The organism is Pseudomonas sp. TUM25319 (genome assembly GCF_056388475.1).
Map to the genome: position 1 here is coordinate 1,767,455 of NZ_CM150751.1, position 17,473 is coordinate 1,784,927.

A 17,473-nucleotide genomic window follows, 5' to 3' on the forward strand; every position below is an offset into this window, starting at 1 on the left:
CGCCCATGGCCTACATGGAACAACTGCAATCGAGCCTGCGCTCCCTCGCAGCAGCAGGCGAAGCCGGTCGACGCAGTGCCGATGAAATGCTGGGGCCCTTGAATGGCGCCGTCAGCGATATCACCGGCGCTGCGACCGAGCTGGAAAACCTGCCCTTCGTGGGCGAACTCATCGGCCAGAAGCTCCAGCGCACGATGCGCGCCATCGAGGTGGCGCAGTCGACGGTGGGAATGGTTGCTGCGAAGTACAACCAGGCGGTTTCGGTAATCAGTGAAGTCGAGAGCCGCCTGGAAAGTTTTTCGGAGCAAGCGGGCAAGGCGGCCACGGCGATCAACCGCATCGCCGGCAAGATCAGTCCGTCGCTGGGTTCGATCCTGCCAACCGGCACCTTCGCACCGCAGACCACTCCCGCCGAGGAAGCGGTCAAGCCCTATCCGCACCTGCTGATCCTTCAGCCGATGCAGACGACGGAAGAGGCCTTCTACTTCAACCTGGACACCGCCGCGTTCAATCAACTGAAGCGCACCAAGGCCTACACCTGGGCCGGGCAGGAACGTTTGTCGCGCACCAAGGCGCAGCAGGCGGTCGGTCTGGGCGATGACAAGATCACCATCGACGGGGTGGTTTTTCCCACCTTCAAGGGCGGAATCGGTCAGTTGAAACGCCTGCGCAGCATCGGCGAGCGCCTGAAACCGCTGACTCTGAGCACCGGGTACGGTGAAGTCCTCGGCAACTGGTGCCTGGTCAGCGTCGCGGAAACCCAGGAAGCGTTGCTGGCTGGCGGCATACCCGGAAAGCAAACCTTCACATTGGAGCTCGTGAGCTATGGCGACGATATGCAGAACGTCTGAAGGCGATGTGCTCGACACCCTGTGCCAGCACTACTACGGGCATTTGCGGGGCAGTGTCGAAGCGGTGCTGGATGCCAACCAGGGACTGGCGGATGAGCCTCAGCCCTTTCGCGCCGGCGTGCTGATCGCACTGCCGGCGCTGGCGGCGACCACCGACACCAGGGTGTTGCTGTGGGATTGACCTGCACTACCAGGCCCCGCCCAAGGCGGGGCCTTTCTGTTTCTGGAGCCTGAATCATGCAACCTGTGTTTCGCATCATTGCCGACGACAAGGACATCACCGCGCTGATCAACGATCGTCTGTTGCTGCTTCGCACCACCGACAAACCGGGTATGGACTCTGATGACTTCGAGCTCAAGCTCGATGATCGCGACAGCGCCCTGGCGTTGCCGGCGCGGGGCGCCGTTCTGGAAGTCTACCTCGGCTACGCAGGCCAGACGCTGACGCGACTGGGGCGCTACACGGTGGACCAGATCGACCTGAGCGGGCCGCCCAGCACCCTGGAGATCCGCGGCAAGGCCTGCGACATGCGGGGCACCGGAAAGACCATCCGCAGTGGTGCCTGGGAGAACGTTTCGCTGCAACAGATTGTTCGGGATATCGCGGCCCGCAATGGCTGGCAGCCGCAGTGTCCGGTGGCCACCCTGGTGCCAAGGCTCGACCAGATGTGCGAGTCGGACATGAACCTCATCACCCGCCTGGCGAGGGATCACAACTGCACCGCCAAGATCGCCAATGGGGCATTGCTGGTATTGCCGCGTCAGGCGGGAAAAAGCGCCAGTGGTCAGGCATTGGAGGCGATCACGGTCGTGCCGCGCGAGGTACGACGCTGGAAGTTTCACCTGCAGGACCGGGCTGCGCACAAGGCGGTGCAGACCAAGCACCAGGACCCCGCGACGGGGGAGCAGAACACCGTTGAAAGCAAGAATGCGGACGGCCCCGAGGACCTGCAGGCCGTGTTCGTCGACAAGCACGTCTATCCCAACAAGCCGGCTGCCGAGCAGGCGGCCAAGGCCCGGCTGGATGCCTTCAATCGCAGCACGGCCACGGTGTACCTGGAAATGATGGGGCGCACCGACCTGTTCTCCGAGCGCGTGCTCGCTGTCCAGGGCTTCAAGGACGGGATCGACGGCGAGTACCTGATCGACAACGTGACCCAGACCTTCACCGCCACCGGCTGGGACACCACTGTGCAGTGCAATGGCGGCAACAAAGGCAAGGCCGCCGCGAAGAGCGACAAGGCCACGAAGAAAAAGCCGCTCAAGGTCGAGCCGTAAGAGGGCCAGAAATGAATCTGAATGAAACCGAGCTTTTCCGTATCTATCCAAACGCCCGCCCCACAGCGGGCGTTTTCGTTCCTGCACTCAACGCTGCCATGGCTCACTGGGGCATCGACACGCCGCGGCGCATGGCGGCCTTTCTCGCGCAGATCGGCCATGAGTCCGGCCAGTTGCGCTACGTGAAGGAACTGGGCAGCGAGCAGTACCTGGCCCGCTACGACACCGGCAACCTGGCACTGCGCCTGGGCAACACGCCGGAGGCCGATGGCGATGGCCAGCGCTATTGCGGGCGTGGCCTGATCCAGATCACCGGGCGCAACAACTACCGCGCCTGCAGCATGGCGCTGTTCGAGGATGAGCGACTGCTGGCGCAACCGCAGATGCTGGAGGAACCACAGTGGGCGACCGAGTCGGCAGCCTGGTTCTGGCATTCGCGGGGGCTCAATCAACTGGCCGATCGCGGTGAGTTCAACCGCATCACCCGGCATATCAATGGCGGGCTCAATGGCCTTGAAGACCGCCTGAGGCTCTGGGCGCGGGCCCGGGAGGTCTTGTGTTGAGCGGCGCTCGCAGCCTCGGGCTGTGGCTGGCGCTGTTGGCGGCGTGTGCGCTCACCTGGCAGGTCCAGGGTTGGCGTTGTAGCCGGCAGTTGGCGGCGCAGGAGAGCGGGTTCGCCCGTGAGCGACAGCAACTGGCCGAGGCCGCCAGCACGCGCCTGCAGAATGAACGCCAGCAGCGGCTGGCGCTGGAGCAGCGCCTTCAGACCGCCGACCAGACCCATTCCAGGGAGCTTATCGATGCCCAACAGACTCAGGCACGTCTGCGCGACCGGCTGGCTACTGCTGATCTGCGGTTGTCAGTCCTCCTCGCCAGCGATTCCGATTCCGCTGTGCCAGCCGCCTCCGGCACCGGCGGCGTGGTTCATGACGCCCCGCGAGCCCGACTTGACCCAGCGCATGCTCAACGAATTGTCGCCATCGTCGCCGACGGTGACCAGGGACTGATCGCCCTGCGCGCCTGCCAGGCTTACGTGCGGGCGCTGGCGTTCTGAGTGGTGTAGGGTAGGCGGCAGTTTTTCCAAGGAGCCCGCCATGGACCCGATCACCACGCTTTCCGCCCGGCTGGGGGAACATCTGCGCCGTTTCAATGCCCAAGTGACCACCGCCGAGTCCTGCACCGGTGGCGGCATCGCCGAGGCCATCACCCGCATCCCCGGCAGCTCGGCCTGGTTCGAGGCCGGCTACGTGACCTACTCCAATGCGCAGAAGACCCGCCAGTTGCAGGTGCCCGAGGCGTTGTTCGGCCAGGTCGGTGCCGTGAGCCAGGAAGTGGTCGAGGCGATGGTGCGCGGCGCGCGGCTTGCCAGCGGGGCGCGTTTTGCCGTCGCCGTGAGTGGCGTGGCCGGGCCCGATGGTGGTTCACCGGCCAAGCCCGTGGGAACCGTATGGCTAGCCTGGGCCGACGGCGAGCGGGTTTCAAGCGAGCGCCGCCACTTCGATGGCGACCGCGACGAGGTGCGCCGACAAACGGTAGTCGCCGCGTTAGAGGGTTTGTTACAGCTTGGCGCGGAGTAAATCGCTGGGCGGGGGTAGGCGGAAGCAAATCCCTGTGGAATAATACTGGCTACTTATACAGTTGTTTCTGGCCGTCAGGCCCTATCGATTACGTGAGGACTTCAATGGACGACAACAAGAAGCGTGCCTTGGCTGCGGCCCTGGGTCAAATCGAACGTCAATTCGGTAAAGGCGCGGTCATGCGCATGGGCGACCATGAGCGCCAGGCGATCCCGGCCATCTCCACCGGCTCGCTGGGCCTGGACATTGCTCTCGGCATCGGCGGCCTGCCAAAAGGCCGTATCGTCGAGATCTACGGTCCTGAGTCGTCCGGTAAGACCACGCTGACCCTGTCGGTGATCGCCCAGGCCCAGAAAATGGGCGCTACCTGCGCCTTCGTCGACGCCGAGCACGCGCTGGACCCAGAGTACGCCGGCAAGCTGGGCGTCAATGTCGACGACCTGCTGGTCTCGCAGCCGGACACCGGTGAGCAGGCCCTGGAAATCACCGACATGCTGGTGCGCTCCAACGCCGTTGACGTGATCATCGTCGACTCCGTGGCTGCCCTGGTGCCGAAGGCCGAGATCGAAGGCGAGATGGGCGACATGCACGTCGGCCTGCAGGATGCAGTATTCGGAATCGCAGCATAGTTTTGGTTCACTTAGGAGGTATCCCTTTCCTCACAAGGGATACGCCCTAAGCTAATCAGCAATATTCGATTAATCCTAATTTGAGTGGTCGACGAGAATGGATCAGGCAAAAAACAAAGCGTTGGAAATGGCTCTTTCTCAGATCGAGAAGCAGTTTGGTAAGGGTGCCATCATGCGGCTCGGCTCCGACCGCACAATGGATATCGATGTTGTCTCGACCGGTTCTCTGGGCCTGGACATCGCTCTGGGCGTGGGCGGTCTGCCGCGTGGTCGTATTGTTGAGATCTACGGCCCAGAGTCTTCCGGTAAAACTACCCTGACTCTTTCCGTTATTGCTGAAGCTCAGCGTCAAGGTTTGACCTGTGCATTCGTCGATGCTGAGCACGCCCTTGATCCAATCTATGCCGCCAAACTTGGCGTGAATATCGACGACCTTCTTTGCTCGCAGCCAGATACTGGTGAGCAGGCTCTGGAGATCGTAGACATTCTAACTCGCTCGGGCGCGGTCAACGTTATTGTTGTCGACTCCGTAGCTGCTCTTGTTCCGAAGGCTGAAATCGAAGGCGAGATCGGGGACTCCCATGTTGGCCTTGCCGCCCGAATGATGTCGCAGGCGATGAGGAAGATCACTGGTAACCTGAAGAACTCCAACACTATGTGTATCTTCATTAACCAGATCCGTATGAAGATCGGCGTAATGTTCGGCAGCCCGGAAACCACCACCGGTGGTAACGCCCTGAAGTTCTACGCTTCGGTACGTCTGGACATCCGCCGTACTGGTGCGGTCAAGGAAGGCGACGAGGTGGTTGGTAGCGAAACCCGCGTGAAAGTGGTCAAGAACAAAGTTGCTGCGCCATTCAGACAAGCCGAGTTCCAGATCGTTTACGGCCAAGGTATCAGCAAAGCCGGCGAGATCGTTGACCTGGCAGTTTCCAATAACTTTGTTGAGAAGTCTGGCGCCTGGTACTCATTCGAAGGCAACAAGATTGGCCAAGGTAAGGCCAATACCATGAAGTGGCTGCTGGAAAACAAGCCTACCATGGACAAGCTGGAAGGTATGATTCGCGATAAGTTGATGTCTAAGCCTCAGACTGAAACCTCTGCCAATCTCGCAGCTCTGGAAGAGCCAGCTGACGACTATTGATACCTTACAGTACCTTGAGGTAGCTGCTGGTAGTCGCTAGTTAAGTGGCTGTTCCCCATAAAGCCTAGCTCACGTAGCTAGGCTTTTTATTTAATGTCAGATTCAATACCTCTCCTTCCAAGGTGAACTCCCGTTCGCCTCCCGCCTAGCTTTACTCTATAAAAATCCCCTTCGAATTCTTTTGTGATCAAAATAGCTTTCCCCCACCACAATCCAAAACAGATACACTCGTCCTAGGCGATCTGCCATCACCATAATCGGCCTTCGTAACGGACACACCCATGGACTACGCACGCATCAGGGGCAAGGACTCAGGTAAGCACTTGGCCTTCGAGGAACTCGTTTGCCAGTTAGCTCGACGTGAGCCTCAGGTCGCTGGCGCTGAGTTCAGGCGAGTAAACGGTTCGGGTGGGGATGGTGGTATAGAGGCCTACTGGGTGCTGCCAGGCGGCGCTGAGATTGGCTACCAAGCCAAATACTATCTGAAGTCTAGTGAGATCAACTGGGCAAACTTGGATGACTCTGTGCGGCAGGCGCTCAAGACTCATCCCAATCTCACAGCGTATATCGTGGCATTACCCTGCGACTTGACCGATAGAACGGGAAAACAAGTCAACGGTAAAACTGGTTGGGATAACTGGACAGCTAGAAAGGCCAAATGGGAGGCCCTCGTACCGGAGGGCCGATTTGTGCAATTCCTGCCCTGGACGGCATTCGAGTTGAGTGATCGGCTGATTCAACCTTCTGCTGAAGGGCTAAGAAGATATTGGTTCGGGGATGTTGAGTTTTCCGCCCAATGGTTCGCTGATAACTTAGAGATCGCGATCACATCTCTGGAAGAAAGGTATCATTCCGATGATCATGTTGAAGTTTCATCGGAGCGGCTATTCAAGGTAAAGCTTCGAAGTGTCGAAATAATTCAAGAGGTCAGTGATATTTTTGGTGCGATCTCGGCTGCAGGTGGCATTGGTGATGTGCAAGCCAAGGTGGGCGAGACCGATCAAGAGTCTATTGAATTTATTGAAAGCGGTATAGGGAGATTACTTCAGCTTCAGTCGCGCTTTGATGATGATCCATGGCGCGTATGGCCTGTTAGAGATGCGCTAGAAGTAACAGATCAAGTCCTCGACGCAGTAAATAAGCTCAATATTCGTTTATGGCGCACCAGTCAAGATGGCTCGCAAAGAGAATCGAAGCTTGAGGCCTTAGCAAGCGCCATCAAAGCATTGCGGGGTTTCCTCAAGAGGCGAGATGTCGCGTCCGAGACAAGAAAAAGCATACTCTTGTACGGGAAAGCCGGAAGTGGCAAGTCGCATTTATTAGGCCGTATTGCTGAGGAAGCTGTTAACACTGGTACTTCTGCTATTTTGATTCTAGGGCAACAGCTCACTAGAGATGATATATGGAGTCAAATAATGCGAAGGGTTGGTGTCACAGACGCTACTCCTGACACGTTCCTTCAGGCGCTCAGCGCGTCCGCTGAAGCCTCGAAACGTCGCGGCTTGATCTTGATCGACGCTATAAATGAAGGGCCAGGATATAAACTGTGGCGGCATGAGCTAGCCGGGTTCATCGCAAGGGTGGAAAAATTTCCAAACTTGGTCGTTGTCTTCAGCTGCAGGTCGGAATACAAGACCTATGTTGTACCTGAGTCGGTCGAGCAATGGGTTGCAGCAGTCGAGGTACGCGGGTTTGTAACATCTTACGAGCAGGCTAGAGCAGCAAGGATGTACCTCGGTAAACGAGGGATTTCACAGCCAGATACTCCATGGTTAGCAGTGGAGTTCGTAAATCCCTTGTTTCTCAGGAGTGCATGTATAGCGCTCAAGAAAGCAAATCAAAAGTGGTTCCCGAAAGGTCTGGTCGGAACTAGGAAGGTATTTTCCTTTTATATTGAAAGTATCGCAAAAAATCTGGGAGCTGGTCGCGATGGTAGCGATGATCTCGTTAAGCCAACTTTTGCAACCTTGACAGCTGTCGCTTCATTGATGGCAGCAAACCGCTCGGATTTTATCGAGAGGGGCTTGGCGACAAAAATTGCGGCTGATAAATTTTCAGCTTTTCCTGCTCCAAGTGAAGTTGGCTGGTTCGATATTCTTATCAGAAACGGGCTATTTAGGTTAGATCCTCATCCTGACTTCCCAGATCCTGATTATTTTGACAATCCTGAGGAGGTTGTCCGCTTTAGCTTTCAGAGGTTGCAGGACTACTTGATGGCAGCTGCTTTGCTGGCCGCGATTGAAGACCCTGTGCACGCTTTGGCCGAGGGAGTCCTGGAGTTCGTTCATGATGGAGAAGGATTGGACTGGGAGTGGAATGGGCTGACCCAAGCACTGTCGGTGCAGTTACCCGAACGGTTTGGAATTGAGCTCATCGATGCTTTGCCTGGTGAGCTGGACATTTGGATCAATGACGAGCCTGCAAGAGATGCATTCATTGAAAGCCTGCGCTGGCGAAGTAATGAAGCTTTCACTGAACGCACATGGGAGATCTATGAAATCTTCCTGGATTTCGATGAGGATTACTTTGAGATCCTGATCCAAGTGAGCGCGAGCGCTGGCCATCCTTGGAATGCATTGGCTCTGCATCAGACTCTGTCCAACCTCGCCATGCCAGAGCGCGATGCATTCTGGACGCGCAAGGTGAACTCGCTCGCCACAGACGATGACAGTGTTACTCAGCGACTTATCGAATGGTGTGCGTTTGAGCAAAGTGAACACACTTCCTCTGATATTCAATACCTGTGTGCTCTCACGATGGCTTGGTTAACTACAAGTACCTACCGTGAAATCAGAGACAAAGCAACCAAAGCGCTATCCTCCTTGATGCGGCATAACATTGGCCTCTACGAGAAGCTCTGTGGGGATTTTGCCCATGTCGATGATTTATACGTCCATGAGCGAATTCACTCTGCAGCGTATGGGGCATGTTGTGTAGACCCTGACCGAAATCGTGTTCGTATTTTTTCCAGGGTTGCGTACCAAACAGTTTTTGACCGTGATCGCGTACCTGCATCCATCCTGTTACGAGACTCTGCCTTGGGCATTGTCCATCTAGCACTGCATCTAGATGCTCTAGACGATCTTGTAGACATTTCAAAGGCAACACCGCCTTATAAGTCAGAACTCATCCTGTTAACAGTCTCGGAAAAAGAGCTCAAGGTAGTAGCTAAGTTGGCCGGCGGCTCTGAAATCCGATCATCATGTGGTGAGTGGGGAGGAGATTTTGGAGACTATGAGGTTCGACCGCGAGTTGCTTCGTTCGTCAATGTTCCATTGTCTGCGTCTGAGCCATTCTCTAATGATGAGCGGTATAAGTTGTTCGTGGAAGAAGTAATAAGTTGCTCAGCGGAGCGAGTCAAGTGGTTAAGGCTGCTGCAGGATAGCCAGCCCAACCCATTCAGAGATTTTCGCGTGCGTCGTAGCGAGCGCGAGTTAAAAGACTTAGCCGCTCTCTTCGAAAACGTTGAAGATCTACTCCTGTTCGACCTGAATGAGGAGGAAAAAAGGAGATATTTTGAAGAGTTCAGGTCGAGCTTTGAACCTGAGGCGGATGAGCCAGAAAGGTTGCCTCGTATCGATGTTTCCTCCGCTCAGCGCTGGATTGCCAAGCGAGCCTATGATTATGGCTGGACGGAAAAGCTGTTCCCTAATGATCGGAGTTATCATCATAAACATGGTCGTGAACGACCAGCCGGTGAGCGAATCGGCAAAAAGTATCAATGGCTCGCGCTTGATGAGTTGCTATGCAGTCTTGCGGATAACTATTGGATGGCTGAGAAGAAGAGTCACGGTTCCCGTCGGTACACTGGCCCTCTCGATATAGGCTTTCATAGAGACGTTGATCCTACCATTCTGCTATCCGAAGAGTCTGAACCCAATTTGGGTGACCAAATTGAACACCATAAGATTCACCTTCAGCCAGTTGCTGAGCCCGAAGTCGGTAAGTGGCCCTTCTGGGAAGACCCCTCGACATGCATGCCCGGCTACATCACCCGGTCGGATCCTGAGGGGAAGAGCTGGGCCGTCCTGCATGAACATCGTTCGGTGTCAGATCGTTATGATGACGACAGTAGGCGGCAGCATGGTTTAAGAACCCAGGAGTGGCGCTTCCTGCTTCCGGTTATCGTCAAAAAGCGGGACTCGGATGCACTAAGGGGCTTCATAAGGAAGCAGAAAAACATTCGGGTGGATGAATGGTCGACTCGAAACGCCACAGATGATGGCTACCTCCTAGAGGCCCCATGGCGATCAACCTGGGATCAGAGTCAGTGGGAAACGCAGCATTTCAGCGATTCAGCCGAGATTGATGTGGCATTCCCATGCTTCCGTTATCACTGGGAGTCCCACTTGGATGCCTCTATGCCTGAAGGTGCCCATGCGCTATTGCCTGCACCCTGGCTCGCGCATCGTCTGGGCCTGAGGCCCATGAGCGACAACCGCAATGCTTACGTGGATAGCGCTGGGGCAGTTCGTTTTGTGTGTGGCAGGAGTCCCGGTGATGGTTCGTATGCATTCATTGACTATGATCTCTTCCAGGCCTTTCTTGATGAGGATCAGCTTGACTGCATTTGGGTATTTGTCGCAGAACGTGCTGCGTGGCCAGGTGGTGAAAACGAGAATGCATCACGCCGTCGCTCGGAGGGGGTGATTTGGATTGAGGACGGGCGGACTCGGATGGATCATCGTTGCGATGACTGGGCGCGTGGAGAGTCGGAAAAATACCTCACGACACCTCCAACACCGAAGCGCAGGAAACCTCGTTTTTGAGGTTCTTCAGCACAGTCTGGCAATGCTCTCAACAAGAGCATTGCCAGGTGGCCGTTATCCGTTTTAGGGAGAAATCTTATCGGGGCTAAAAAAACAGCTAATGCAGTGCGCAAGAGATTTTAGGTGGTAGGTATTATAGAGTCCAGGTTTCGCTTTACGAGATATAAGCAGAATGTCAAGTATATGACTGAGATCGCACAAAGCCATACGCAGAGGATCGTGACCACTACACCTCCTACTAATCCAACGCTGACCTGTGCCACAGCTGCAGTTAATGAGGCTAATATTGAATTGAATAGACAGTCATTCAATCGCTTCAAGCCTTTGTAGCGTGGGCCGACTCTCGGGTCTAGTGCAAACTGTTTCTTCCAGGTGTCTTCGTAGTGGCTGGTATCATAGACATTGACCTTCATTGTCATGACAATAAAGGTCTTAAGTGATAGCAAGAACGCACCTACGGCTAAGAAACCGGCAAAGAAGTCGCTCCGTAGTTTGTCGTCATAAACTTTTGCAAGTTTAGTCATGCCCTCAAGGTCTAGGCATGTGAGCACGGATTTGTAACAGGCGACCAGTCCTGGTATAGAAGCTGCGATAACGCATACTGCAATCATCACCAAGGTGCTGATCAAGAAGACCCAGCCATCGCTCTTTCCAAAGCTGCTCATCACACGTTGGCTCGCAAGAGATGAGTGTAGTCGGCATGGTCAAATAGATCTACGAGAGATTTCAAGTAGTCATTGTTGGCGAAGTCGTTTGGGTTGATGTCGTCTATCAAAGCTACCACGGTTTCGTATTCTTGCTCCCACAATACCTCAGGCATATCCATGATCTTGATGTGGCGGGTGACACCTTCATCATCTTCGACAATAACGTTGCCTCGGTTAATGCCGAATTGCCTGACGGCGGCAGAGATCTCACGTGCCAAACTGTCTACGATATTTGGATTTGTGAAAATCAGCGTCTCTTTCTTCTTTTTTATACGGTTGCTCAGAGGAGTTGCCTCTAACACTTCAGGCGTCAGGACTGTATAGGTATACTCCATACCTTTGATTTTTGCATACTCCTCCAATTGAGCTTTGAGCGTTTCAGGCCTGACTACTACTCCAACCTTGAGGTAGCTTTTATGCGCACGCTGGATTTTGCTAGCTTGACTAGCACTCAACTGTTTGCCGAGCCTTGCTTCTTCGGCAGCGACGGCTGCGGCGACTCTCCGTTCTTTCTCTGTTCGAACTTGTACCTTTAGCAGTCGCTCCAGCACCGATAGCGGAGCGGACTGGTGGTAGTGTTGGTAAACCCCAATGCCATTCTCTATATTCAGTGCAAAGAAATTGAAGTCCATGATCTGGTTATGTTCATCAAGGTTGTTCACCTTAATTACCGCCCCAGCTGCACCGCCGACATCTAGGGTGCAGAAGCTCTTTTGGTCTTTAACCGTGATTATCACGCCAACGCAGAAACCTGGGAATGCGGCAGTATCGAAGTAGAATGTACGATTTTCTTCGAATACGATCCCAGTTACCCCAGCTGCAAGATCCGCAACTGCCTGATAGTCAAATATCGCCGAGTTAATATCTATGTCGAACGCTGAAACCTTAACCAACATGATTGCTAATCCTTGCAGCAAATTGACCAAAATTCTCGAGGGCTTGGCATAGGTGTCACGCCGCCCCAGCAGCGCCAAGTCGTTCGAAAAACTCCCTGGCCATGAACAGCAATGGAATGTAGCTAGCCTAGTGGCTTTCTGCTACCTCCTTTTGGTGCCGCATGTCTGATCCTGCCAGGGCGCTACCGCTGCCTTGCTCCCCTAGCAGGTCACTTGCAGAACACAGTCCAAAGTTCATCCATCTTGGTGGTAAAGCTTTGGCTCATCATCTCCCGCCGCATGCCCCAGGACGGATCGACCGGTACGCTGGCCAAGCGCAGGGTGCCGCGTCCCCACCTGGCATTCACACTGTCCAAGACACCCATGAGGCGTTCACTTTCAACAGGCTGAGATGCGGCGAATAGGTCGCCAGTGATCTTACCTCGTTGGCTCAGGTCTAGCAGAAGTACCTCGGCCTTGCTGTATCGAAAGCCTTCGCGGTAGATACGCTCTACGCCTTGTAGAGCGGCTTTTGTGAGCAGGCGGGTATCGTCAGTGGGGTAAGGCAGCTCGACCAACACCCCGTTGGCGTACTTCGATTCCTCTGGATTGAACATGCCTGTACGGACACTGACACGCAGGCGCTTGCACATTGACTCTTGGGCCCTGAGTTTCTCAGCCGCTCGCGATGCGTAAGTTGAGACGGCTTCCTTGATGGGGCCAAGGTCGGTCAGGCGCTGGCCGAACATCCTGCTACAGCAAATTTCCTTCTTCGGCGGGTTCGGTTCATCCAGCTCGAGGCAGGTCGTTCCAGCGAGTTCTCGAGCCGTCTTCTCTACCACCACGCTAAATTTCTTCCTGAGCGTCCATGCGTCGGCATGAGCCAAATCCCACGCTTTGTTGATGCCCATCGCTTCTAGGTGAGCTGACATGCGGCGGCCTATGCCCCAGACGTCTGAGGCATCGCATTTCTTCAGCACCCATTCGCGTTTCACCTTGTCGCGAAGATCGACGACACCACCGGTGTAGCTTTGCCACTTTTTGGCGGAGTGGTTCGCGAGCTTTGCCAAAGTCTTCGTCGATGCGATGCCGACACCTACCGGGATGCCGGTGCGCCTGTACACCTCAGCTCGAATTTCTCGGCCCAGACGCTCGAGGTCACCTGGCATGCCTGTGAGGTCTGCGAATGCTTCATCGATGCTGTAGACCTCAGAGGCTGGCACCATCGACTCGATCACCGTCATGACCCTTTCCGACATGTCCCCGTACAACTCGTAGTTAGACGAGCAAGCCACGATGCCATGGCGCCGGAGCTTGTCCTTAATTTGAAAATATGGCTCACCCATTTTGATGAAGGGCTTGGCATCGGCAGACCGGGCGATCACGCAGCCATCGCTGTATCTGAATGATCCTAACAGTTAGTTTGTTGTAAGATATTGATTTATAAGGGAATTAACCCACTAACATTTTTTGATTATTTTCCTTCGTTCCTGATGGCGATACTCCTCGACTAAGCCTATTTCAGACGTGGCTTCGCAAAGCAGGGCGGCGGATCGCAATCGACGATAGCTTCACTGTATACTTTTGGCTCCGCATACCCCTTGAGCTACAGGAACACCAGCATGACTGTACTCCAAACGCTCTACTGGCAGCCTACGCCGCCTTAGCGCTACGCCCCCTCGCAACACCTCGCCTCCGCCAGTTTCGCTCGCGGCTGCGTACTGCTGTACGCCCGGTTCTTACACCCAAAGCGCACAGCAAAATAATCCTCACAATTTGAATTCGTATCGACGCGCTCGCCATTTCCTGGCATGCGTGCGGTGCATTGCTTTGGATATTCTGATGCTACAAACACTCAAACAAACGTGGTTTTCCAACGTCCGTGGCGACGTGCTCGCGGGGATCGTCGTCGCACTTGCGCTGATCCCTGAAGCCATCGCTTTCTCTATCATTGCGGGCGTCGACCCCAAAGTTGGTCTCTACGCCTCATTCTGTATCGCCGTAGTGATCGCCTTTGTCGGTGGCCGCCCAGGCATGATTTCAGCCGCGACAGGGGCCATGGCACTGCTGATGGTGACCCTGGTCAAGAACCATGGTCTTGAATATCTGCTGGCCGCCACGCTGCTGTGTGGCGTGTTGCAAATTGGTGCTGGCTACCTGAAGCTCGGCTCGCTGATGCGCTTCGTTTCGCGCTCGGTGGTGACCGGCTTCGTCAATGCGCTGGCGATCCTGATCTTCATGGCTCAGCTGCCCGAGCTGACCAATGTCACCTGGCACGTCTACGCCATGACAGCCGCAGGCCTCGGCATCATTTATCTGTTCCCCTATGTCCCGAAGATCGGCAAGCTCATCCCATCGCCGCTGGTGTGCATCATCGTGCTGACCGCCGTTGCCATGTCGGTTGGGCTGGATATCCGCACGGTCGGTGATATGGGTCAACTGCCGGATACGCTGCCAATCTTTCTCTGGCCTGACGTGCCGCTGACGTTCGAGACGTTGGCCATCATCTTCCCTTACTCGGCAGCACTGGCCGTGGTCGGTCTGCTGGAGTCGATGATGACCGCGACCATTGTTGACGACCTGACCGACACCCCTAGTGACAAGAACCGCGAGTGCAAGGGCCAGGGCGTGGCCAACATTGCTTCGGGTCTGATCGGCGGTATGGCCGGCTGCGCGATGATTGGTCAGTCGATCATCAACGTGAAATCCGGCGGTCGCTCTCGCCTGTCGTCCCTGGCAGCAGGCGTATTCCTGCTGCTGATGGTGGTATTCCTCGGCGATTGGCTGAAGCAGATCCCAATGGCTGCTCTGGTAGCCGTAATGATCATGGTATCCATCGGCACCTTCAGTTGGGATTCGCTGCGCAACCTGAAGAAGCACCCGTTGTCGACCAACATTGTCATGGTCGTCACCGTGGTGGTCGTGGTCGCCACCCACAACCTGGCCTTCGGCGTGCTGGCCGGCGTGCTGCTGGCCGCGATGTTCTTCGCCAACAAGGTTGGCCATTACATGGCAATCAGCTCTTTGCTGGACGAAGCCGGCGAGCATCGTAGCTATAACGTCACCGGCCAGGTGTTCTTCAGCTCGGCAGACAAGTTCGTCGCGGCCTTCGACTTCAAGGAAGCCCTGAACAAGGTAACCATCGACCTGAATCGCGCCCACTTCTGGGATATCACCGCTGTTGCAGCCCTGGACAAGGTGGTTATCAAGTTCCGCCGCGAAGGCACCGAAGTTGAAGTGCTGGGTCTCAACGAAGCAAGCGCCACTATCGTGGATCGCTTTGGTGTTCACGATAAACCCGACGCCATTGATCAACTCATGGGCCACTGAGAAGGAGAACAACGATGACCCAAGTAATTGCCTGTATCGACGGTTCCACCTCGGCTCCAGCTGTGTGCGACTACGCAGCATGGGCCAGTCTGAGCCTGGAAGCCCCGCTGACCTTCTTGCATGTGTTGGATCAGCGCCAGTACCCAGTTGCGGCCGACTTGAGTGGCAATATCGGCCTTGGCAGCCGCGAGCATCTGCTTGATGAGCTTGCTTCCCTGGATGAACAGCGGGGAAAGTTGGCCCTTGAGCAAGGGCGGATCATGCTTGCGGCCGCGAAAGAGCGGGCCATTAAGGATGGCGTGGCCGCGCCGGAGTCCAAGCAACGTCATGGCGATCTGCTGGAAAGCCTGCAAGAGCTGCAAACCGAAACGCGCCTGCTGGTCATCGGTCGCCAGGGCGAGTCTAGTGGCAATCTGAGTCAGCAGGTCGGAAGCCAGCTGGAGAGCGTGATTCGTATCATGCACCGGCCAATCCTGGTTACCCCGGCCAGCTTCCAAAAGCCCAAGAGCGCGATGCTGGCATTCGATGGCGGCGCTACTACCCGCAAGGGTGTGGAGATGCTGGCAGCCAGCCCGCTGCTGAAGGGGTTGCCGATCCACCTGGTCATGGTTGGCCCCGTAAGCGATGAAGCATCTGCACAGCTGGACTGGGCGCAGAAAGTGCTGATCAACGCCGGCTTCACTGTTCGTGCCGAGACCCGGAGCGGTGAGATAGAGCCTACCCTGCACGCCTATCAGAAAGAGCATGGCATTGATCTGCTGGTGATGGGGGCCTATGGCCATTCCCGTATCCGGCAGTTCCTGGTCGGTAGCACCACGACCAGCATGCTCCGCACCACCATCAGTCCGCTGTTACTGCTGCGCTAATGGCCATGGACGACGCCCTCGATCTTGCCCATTTCAAGACCCTGCTGGAACAGCGGGCTGCCGAGCTGGATCGATTGCTGGAAGACGCTGAGTCTCGCTCGCAATCGGTAGAGCTGGATCAAAGCAAGGTAGGGCGTTTGTCGAGGATGGATGCACTCCAGCAGCAAGCAATGAACGATGCCATCCGCAGTCGGGCGCAGCATGAACGCGTCCGCCTCCAACTGGCCCTCAAGCGTTGGCACGAGGGTGAGTATGGCTGGTGTAACCAATGCGGCGAGTTGATCGCCTCGGGCCGCCTGGAATTTGATCCGGCCACGCTGCTGTGCATCACCTGTGCGAGTCGCACTGAGTCGGGTTGAAATCGTCACGATTCGTGGCGTCAGCCCCAATTAACGAGATTTCTATGTATTTGTTGGCAAAAAACTGGCTGGGCCGAACACGGAAAACAAGCGCCTGGATGTGGGCACTGCTGTGCCTTGTATTGCTTACCGTATTCCAAGTCCGCACCCATCACCTTGATGATCGTTTGTACTTCTGGATCAAGACCAGCTGGCACACCGACGATTGGCAGGAGCGCTCTGTGTGGCTGCCTGGCTATCGGGTTGAACTGGATGCTAAGGCGGTTTCCGGTGTGGACAGCAATCTTTCGGGTCTGACCTTTGACCCTGACCTAAACCTGCTGTGGGCGGTCACCAACGGCCCAAACGAACTATTGGCCCTTAGTCGTGACGGTGATGTGGAAAGGCGTTACAACCTGGATGGCTTCCACGATGTGGAAGCTGTGTCCTATGCCGGCAATGGCCAGCTGGTAATCGCCGAGGAGCGCCGGCAGAGCCTGGTTATCGTGGATGTCCCCATCGCCGAAGACGGTAAACTTTCTCCTGGTCGACCATTGAGCCGAGACCAGTATCCAGCTCTCACCCTGGCGTTTGGCAAGGAAGACAACAAAGGCCTTGAAGGGCTCGCCTACGACCTGAAAGGCGACCGCCTGTTTGTGACCAAGGAGCGAGATCCTCGCCAATTGCTGGAAGTGAGCGGCCTTCGTGCCAGCCTGGCCGGAGGCTTTTCCTTGCACGTGCGTGACCTGTCCAGCCTGGTAAAAGACAAGGTGTTTGCGACTGACCTGTCTTCAGTCGTCTTCGATCAACAGAGCGGCCATCTGATATTGCTCAGCGACGAGTCGAAACTGCTGATTGAAATGACCGACGAGGGCAAGGTGGTGAGTTTCCGCTCCCTGGCGAGAGGTTTTGCTGGTTTGCTGAAAGGCATACCCCAGGCCGAAGGCGTAACCATCGACAATGAAGGGTATTTGTACGTGGTCAGCGAGCCGAACCTGTTCTATCGCTTCACCCGTGAACCAGATTGACCAGTCAACAAGCTACAGTCGGGCGTGATCGTGGCGCTTGAAGTGGTGGTCTACGATTTTTGCCGAATTCAGTGGGCTCCC

Annotated in this window: 13 protein-coding genes and 2 pseudogenes; 13 read left to right on the plus strand and 2 right to left on the minus strand. The window is 55.7% G+C overall.

Annotated features, from left to right (window positions below):
- The first annotated feature begins 5 nt into the window (after nucleotides 1–5).
- From AC05QJ_RS08095 to AC05QJ_RS08135, 9 genes and pseudogenes are all read left to right on the plus strand, one after another.
- Nucleotides 6–851, plus strand: coding sequence for a phage tail protein (locus AC05QJ_RS08095; RefSeq protein WP_476746381.1), 846 nt, complete (start codon nucleotides 6–8; stop codon nucleotides 849–851).
- Entirely contained in the window at nucleotides 826–1,032 is a 207-nt protein-coding gene (locus AC05QJ_RS08100; protein ID WP_476746382.1) for a tail protein X, read from the plus strand. Before AC05QJ_RS08095 ends, AC05QJ_RS08100 begins: the two co-directional genes overlap by 26 nt.
- Nucleotides 1,033–1,088: 56 nt before the next feature.
- Nucleotides 1,089–2,129, plus strand: coding sequence for a phage late control D family protein (locus tag AC05QJ_RS08105; protein WP_476746383.1), 1,041 nt, complete (start codon nucleotides 1,089–1,091; stop codon nucleotides 2,127–2,129).
- Between the two features lie 11 nt (nucleotides 2,130–2,140).
- Nucleotides 2,141–2,692, plus strand: coding sequence for a glycoside hydrolase family 19 protein (locus tag AC05QJ_RS08110; protein WP_476746384.1), 552 nt, complete (start codon nucleotides 2,141–2,143; stop codon nucleotides 2,690–2,692).
- Nucleotides 2,689–3,183: a lysis system spanin subunit gene (locus AC05QJ_RS08115; protein ID WP_476747893.1), complete on the plus strand. Its 495-nt coding sequence runs from the start codon at nucleotides 2,689–2,691 to the stop codon at nucleotides 3,181–3,183. The genes AC05QJ_RS08110 and AC05QJ_RS08115 overlap by 4 nt, the downstream gene beginning before the upstream one ends.
- 40 nt (nucleotides 3,184–3,223) lie before the next feature.
- The gene (locus AC05QJ_RS08120) at nucleotides 3,224–3,706 is read left to right on the plus strand and encodes a CinA family protein (protein ID WP_476746385.1); all 483 of its coding nucleotides are present in this window, start codon (nucleotides 3,224–3,226) and stop codon (nucleotides 3,704–3,706) included.
- Between the two features lie 104 nt (nucleotides 3,707–3,810).
- A pseudogene (locus AC05QJ_RS08125) lies at nucleotides 3,811–4,308 on the plus strand (ATPase domain-containing protein); the annotation flags it as partial.
- Between the two features lie 124 nt (nucleotides 4,309–4,432).
- The gene (recA, locus tag AC05QJ_RS08130) at nucleotides 4,433–5,479 is read left to right on the plus strand and encodes a recombinase RecA (RefSeq protein WP_034048552.1); all 1,047 of its coding nucleotides are present in this window, start codon (nucleotides 4,433–4,435) and stop codon (nucleotides 5,477–5,479) included.
- A 281-nt stretch (nucleotides 5,480–5,760) separates the two neighbouring features.
- Nucleotides 5,761–10,248, plus strand: a complete 4,488-nt coding sequence (locus tag AC05QJ_RS08135) for an AAA family ATPase (protein WP_412763309.1) — start codon at nucleotides 5,761–5,763, stop codon at nucleotides 10,246–10,248.
- A gap of 664 nt (nucleotides 10,249–10,912) precedes the next feature.
- On the opposite strand, the gene AC05QJ_RS08140 is transcribed toward AC05QJ_RS08135, so the two are convergent.
- Entirely contained in the window at nucleotides 10,913–11,851 is a 939-nt protein-coding gene (locus AC05QJ_RS08140) for a hypothetical protein (protein ID WP_476746386.1), read from the minus strand.
- Between the two features lie 209 nt (nucleotides 11,852–12,060).
- Nucleotides 12,061–13,227, minus strand: a pseudogene (gene umuC / locus AC05QJ_RS08145) (translesion error-prone DNA polymerase V subunit UmuC); the annotation flags it as partial.
- Nucleotides 13,228–13,672: 445 nt separating this feature from the next.
- Between umuC and AC05QJ_RS08150 the strand changes: the two are divergent.
- The 4 genes from AC05QJ_RS08150 to AC05QJ_RS08165 are packed head-to-tail and all read left to right on the plus strand — an operon-like array spanning nucleotide 13,673 to nucleotide 17,392.
- Complete coding sequence (locus AC05QJ_RS08150) at nucleotides 13,673–15,160, plus strand: SulP family inorganic anion transporter (protein ID WP_004574009.1); 1,488 nt, start codon at nucleotides 13,673–13,675, stop codon at nucleotides 15,158–15,160.
- A 14-nt stretch (nucleotides 15,161–15,174) separates the two neighbouring features.
- A complete protein-coding gene (locus tag AC05QJ_RS08155) occupies nucleotides 15,175–16,026 on the plus strand; it encodes a universal stress protein (protein ID WP_004574008.1) in 852 nt (283 codons plus the stop codon).
- Nucleotides 16,026–16,385, plus strand: a complete 360-nt coding sequence (locus tag AC05QJ_RS08160; RefSeq protein WP_004574007.1) for a TraR/DksA family transcriptional regulator — start codon at nucleotides 16,026–16,028, stop codon at nucleotides 16,383–16,385. Before AC05QJ_RS08155 ends, AC05QJ_RS08160 begins: the two co-directional genes overlap by 1 nt.
- Nucleotides 16,386–16,429: 44 nt before the next feature.
- A complete protein-coding gene (locus tag AC05QJ_RS08165; protein ID WP_014003922.1) occupies nucleotides 16,430–17,392 on the plus strand; it encodes an SdiA-regulated domain-containing protein in 963 nt (320 codons plus the stop codon).
- Nucleotides 17,393–17,473 lie beyond the last annotated feature (81 nt).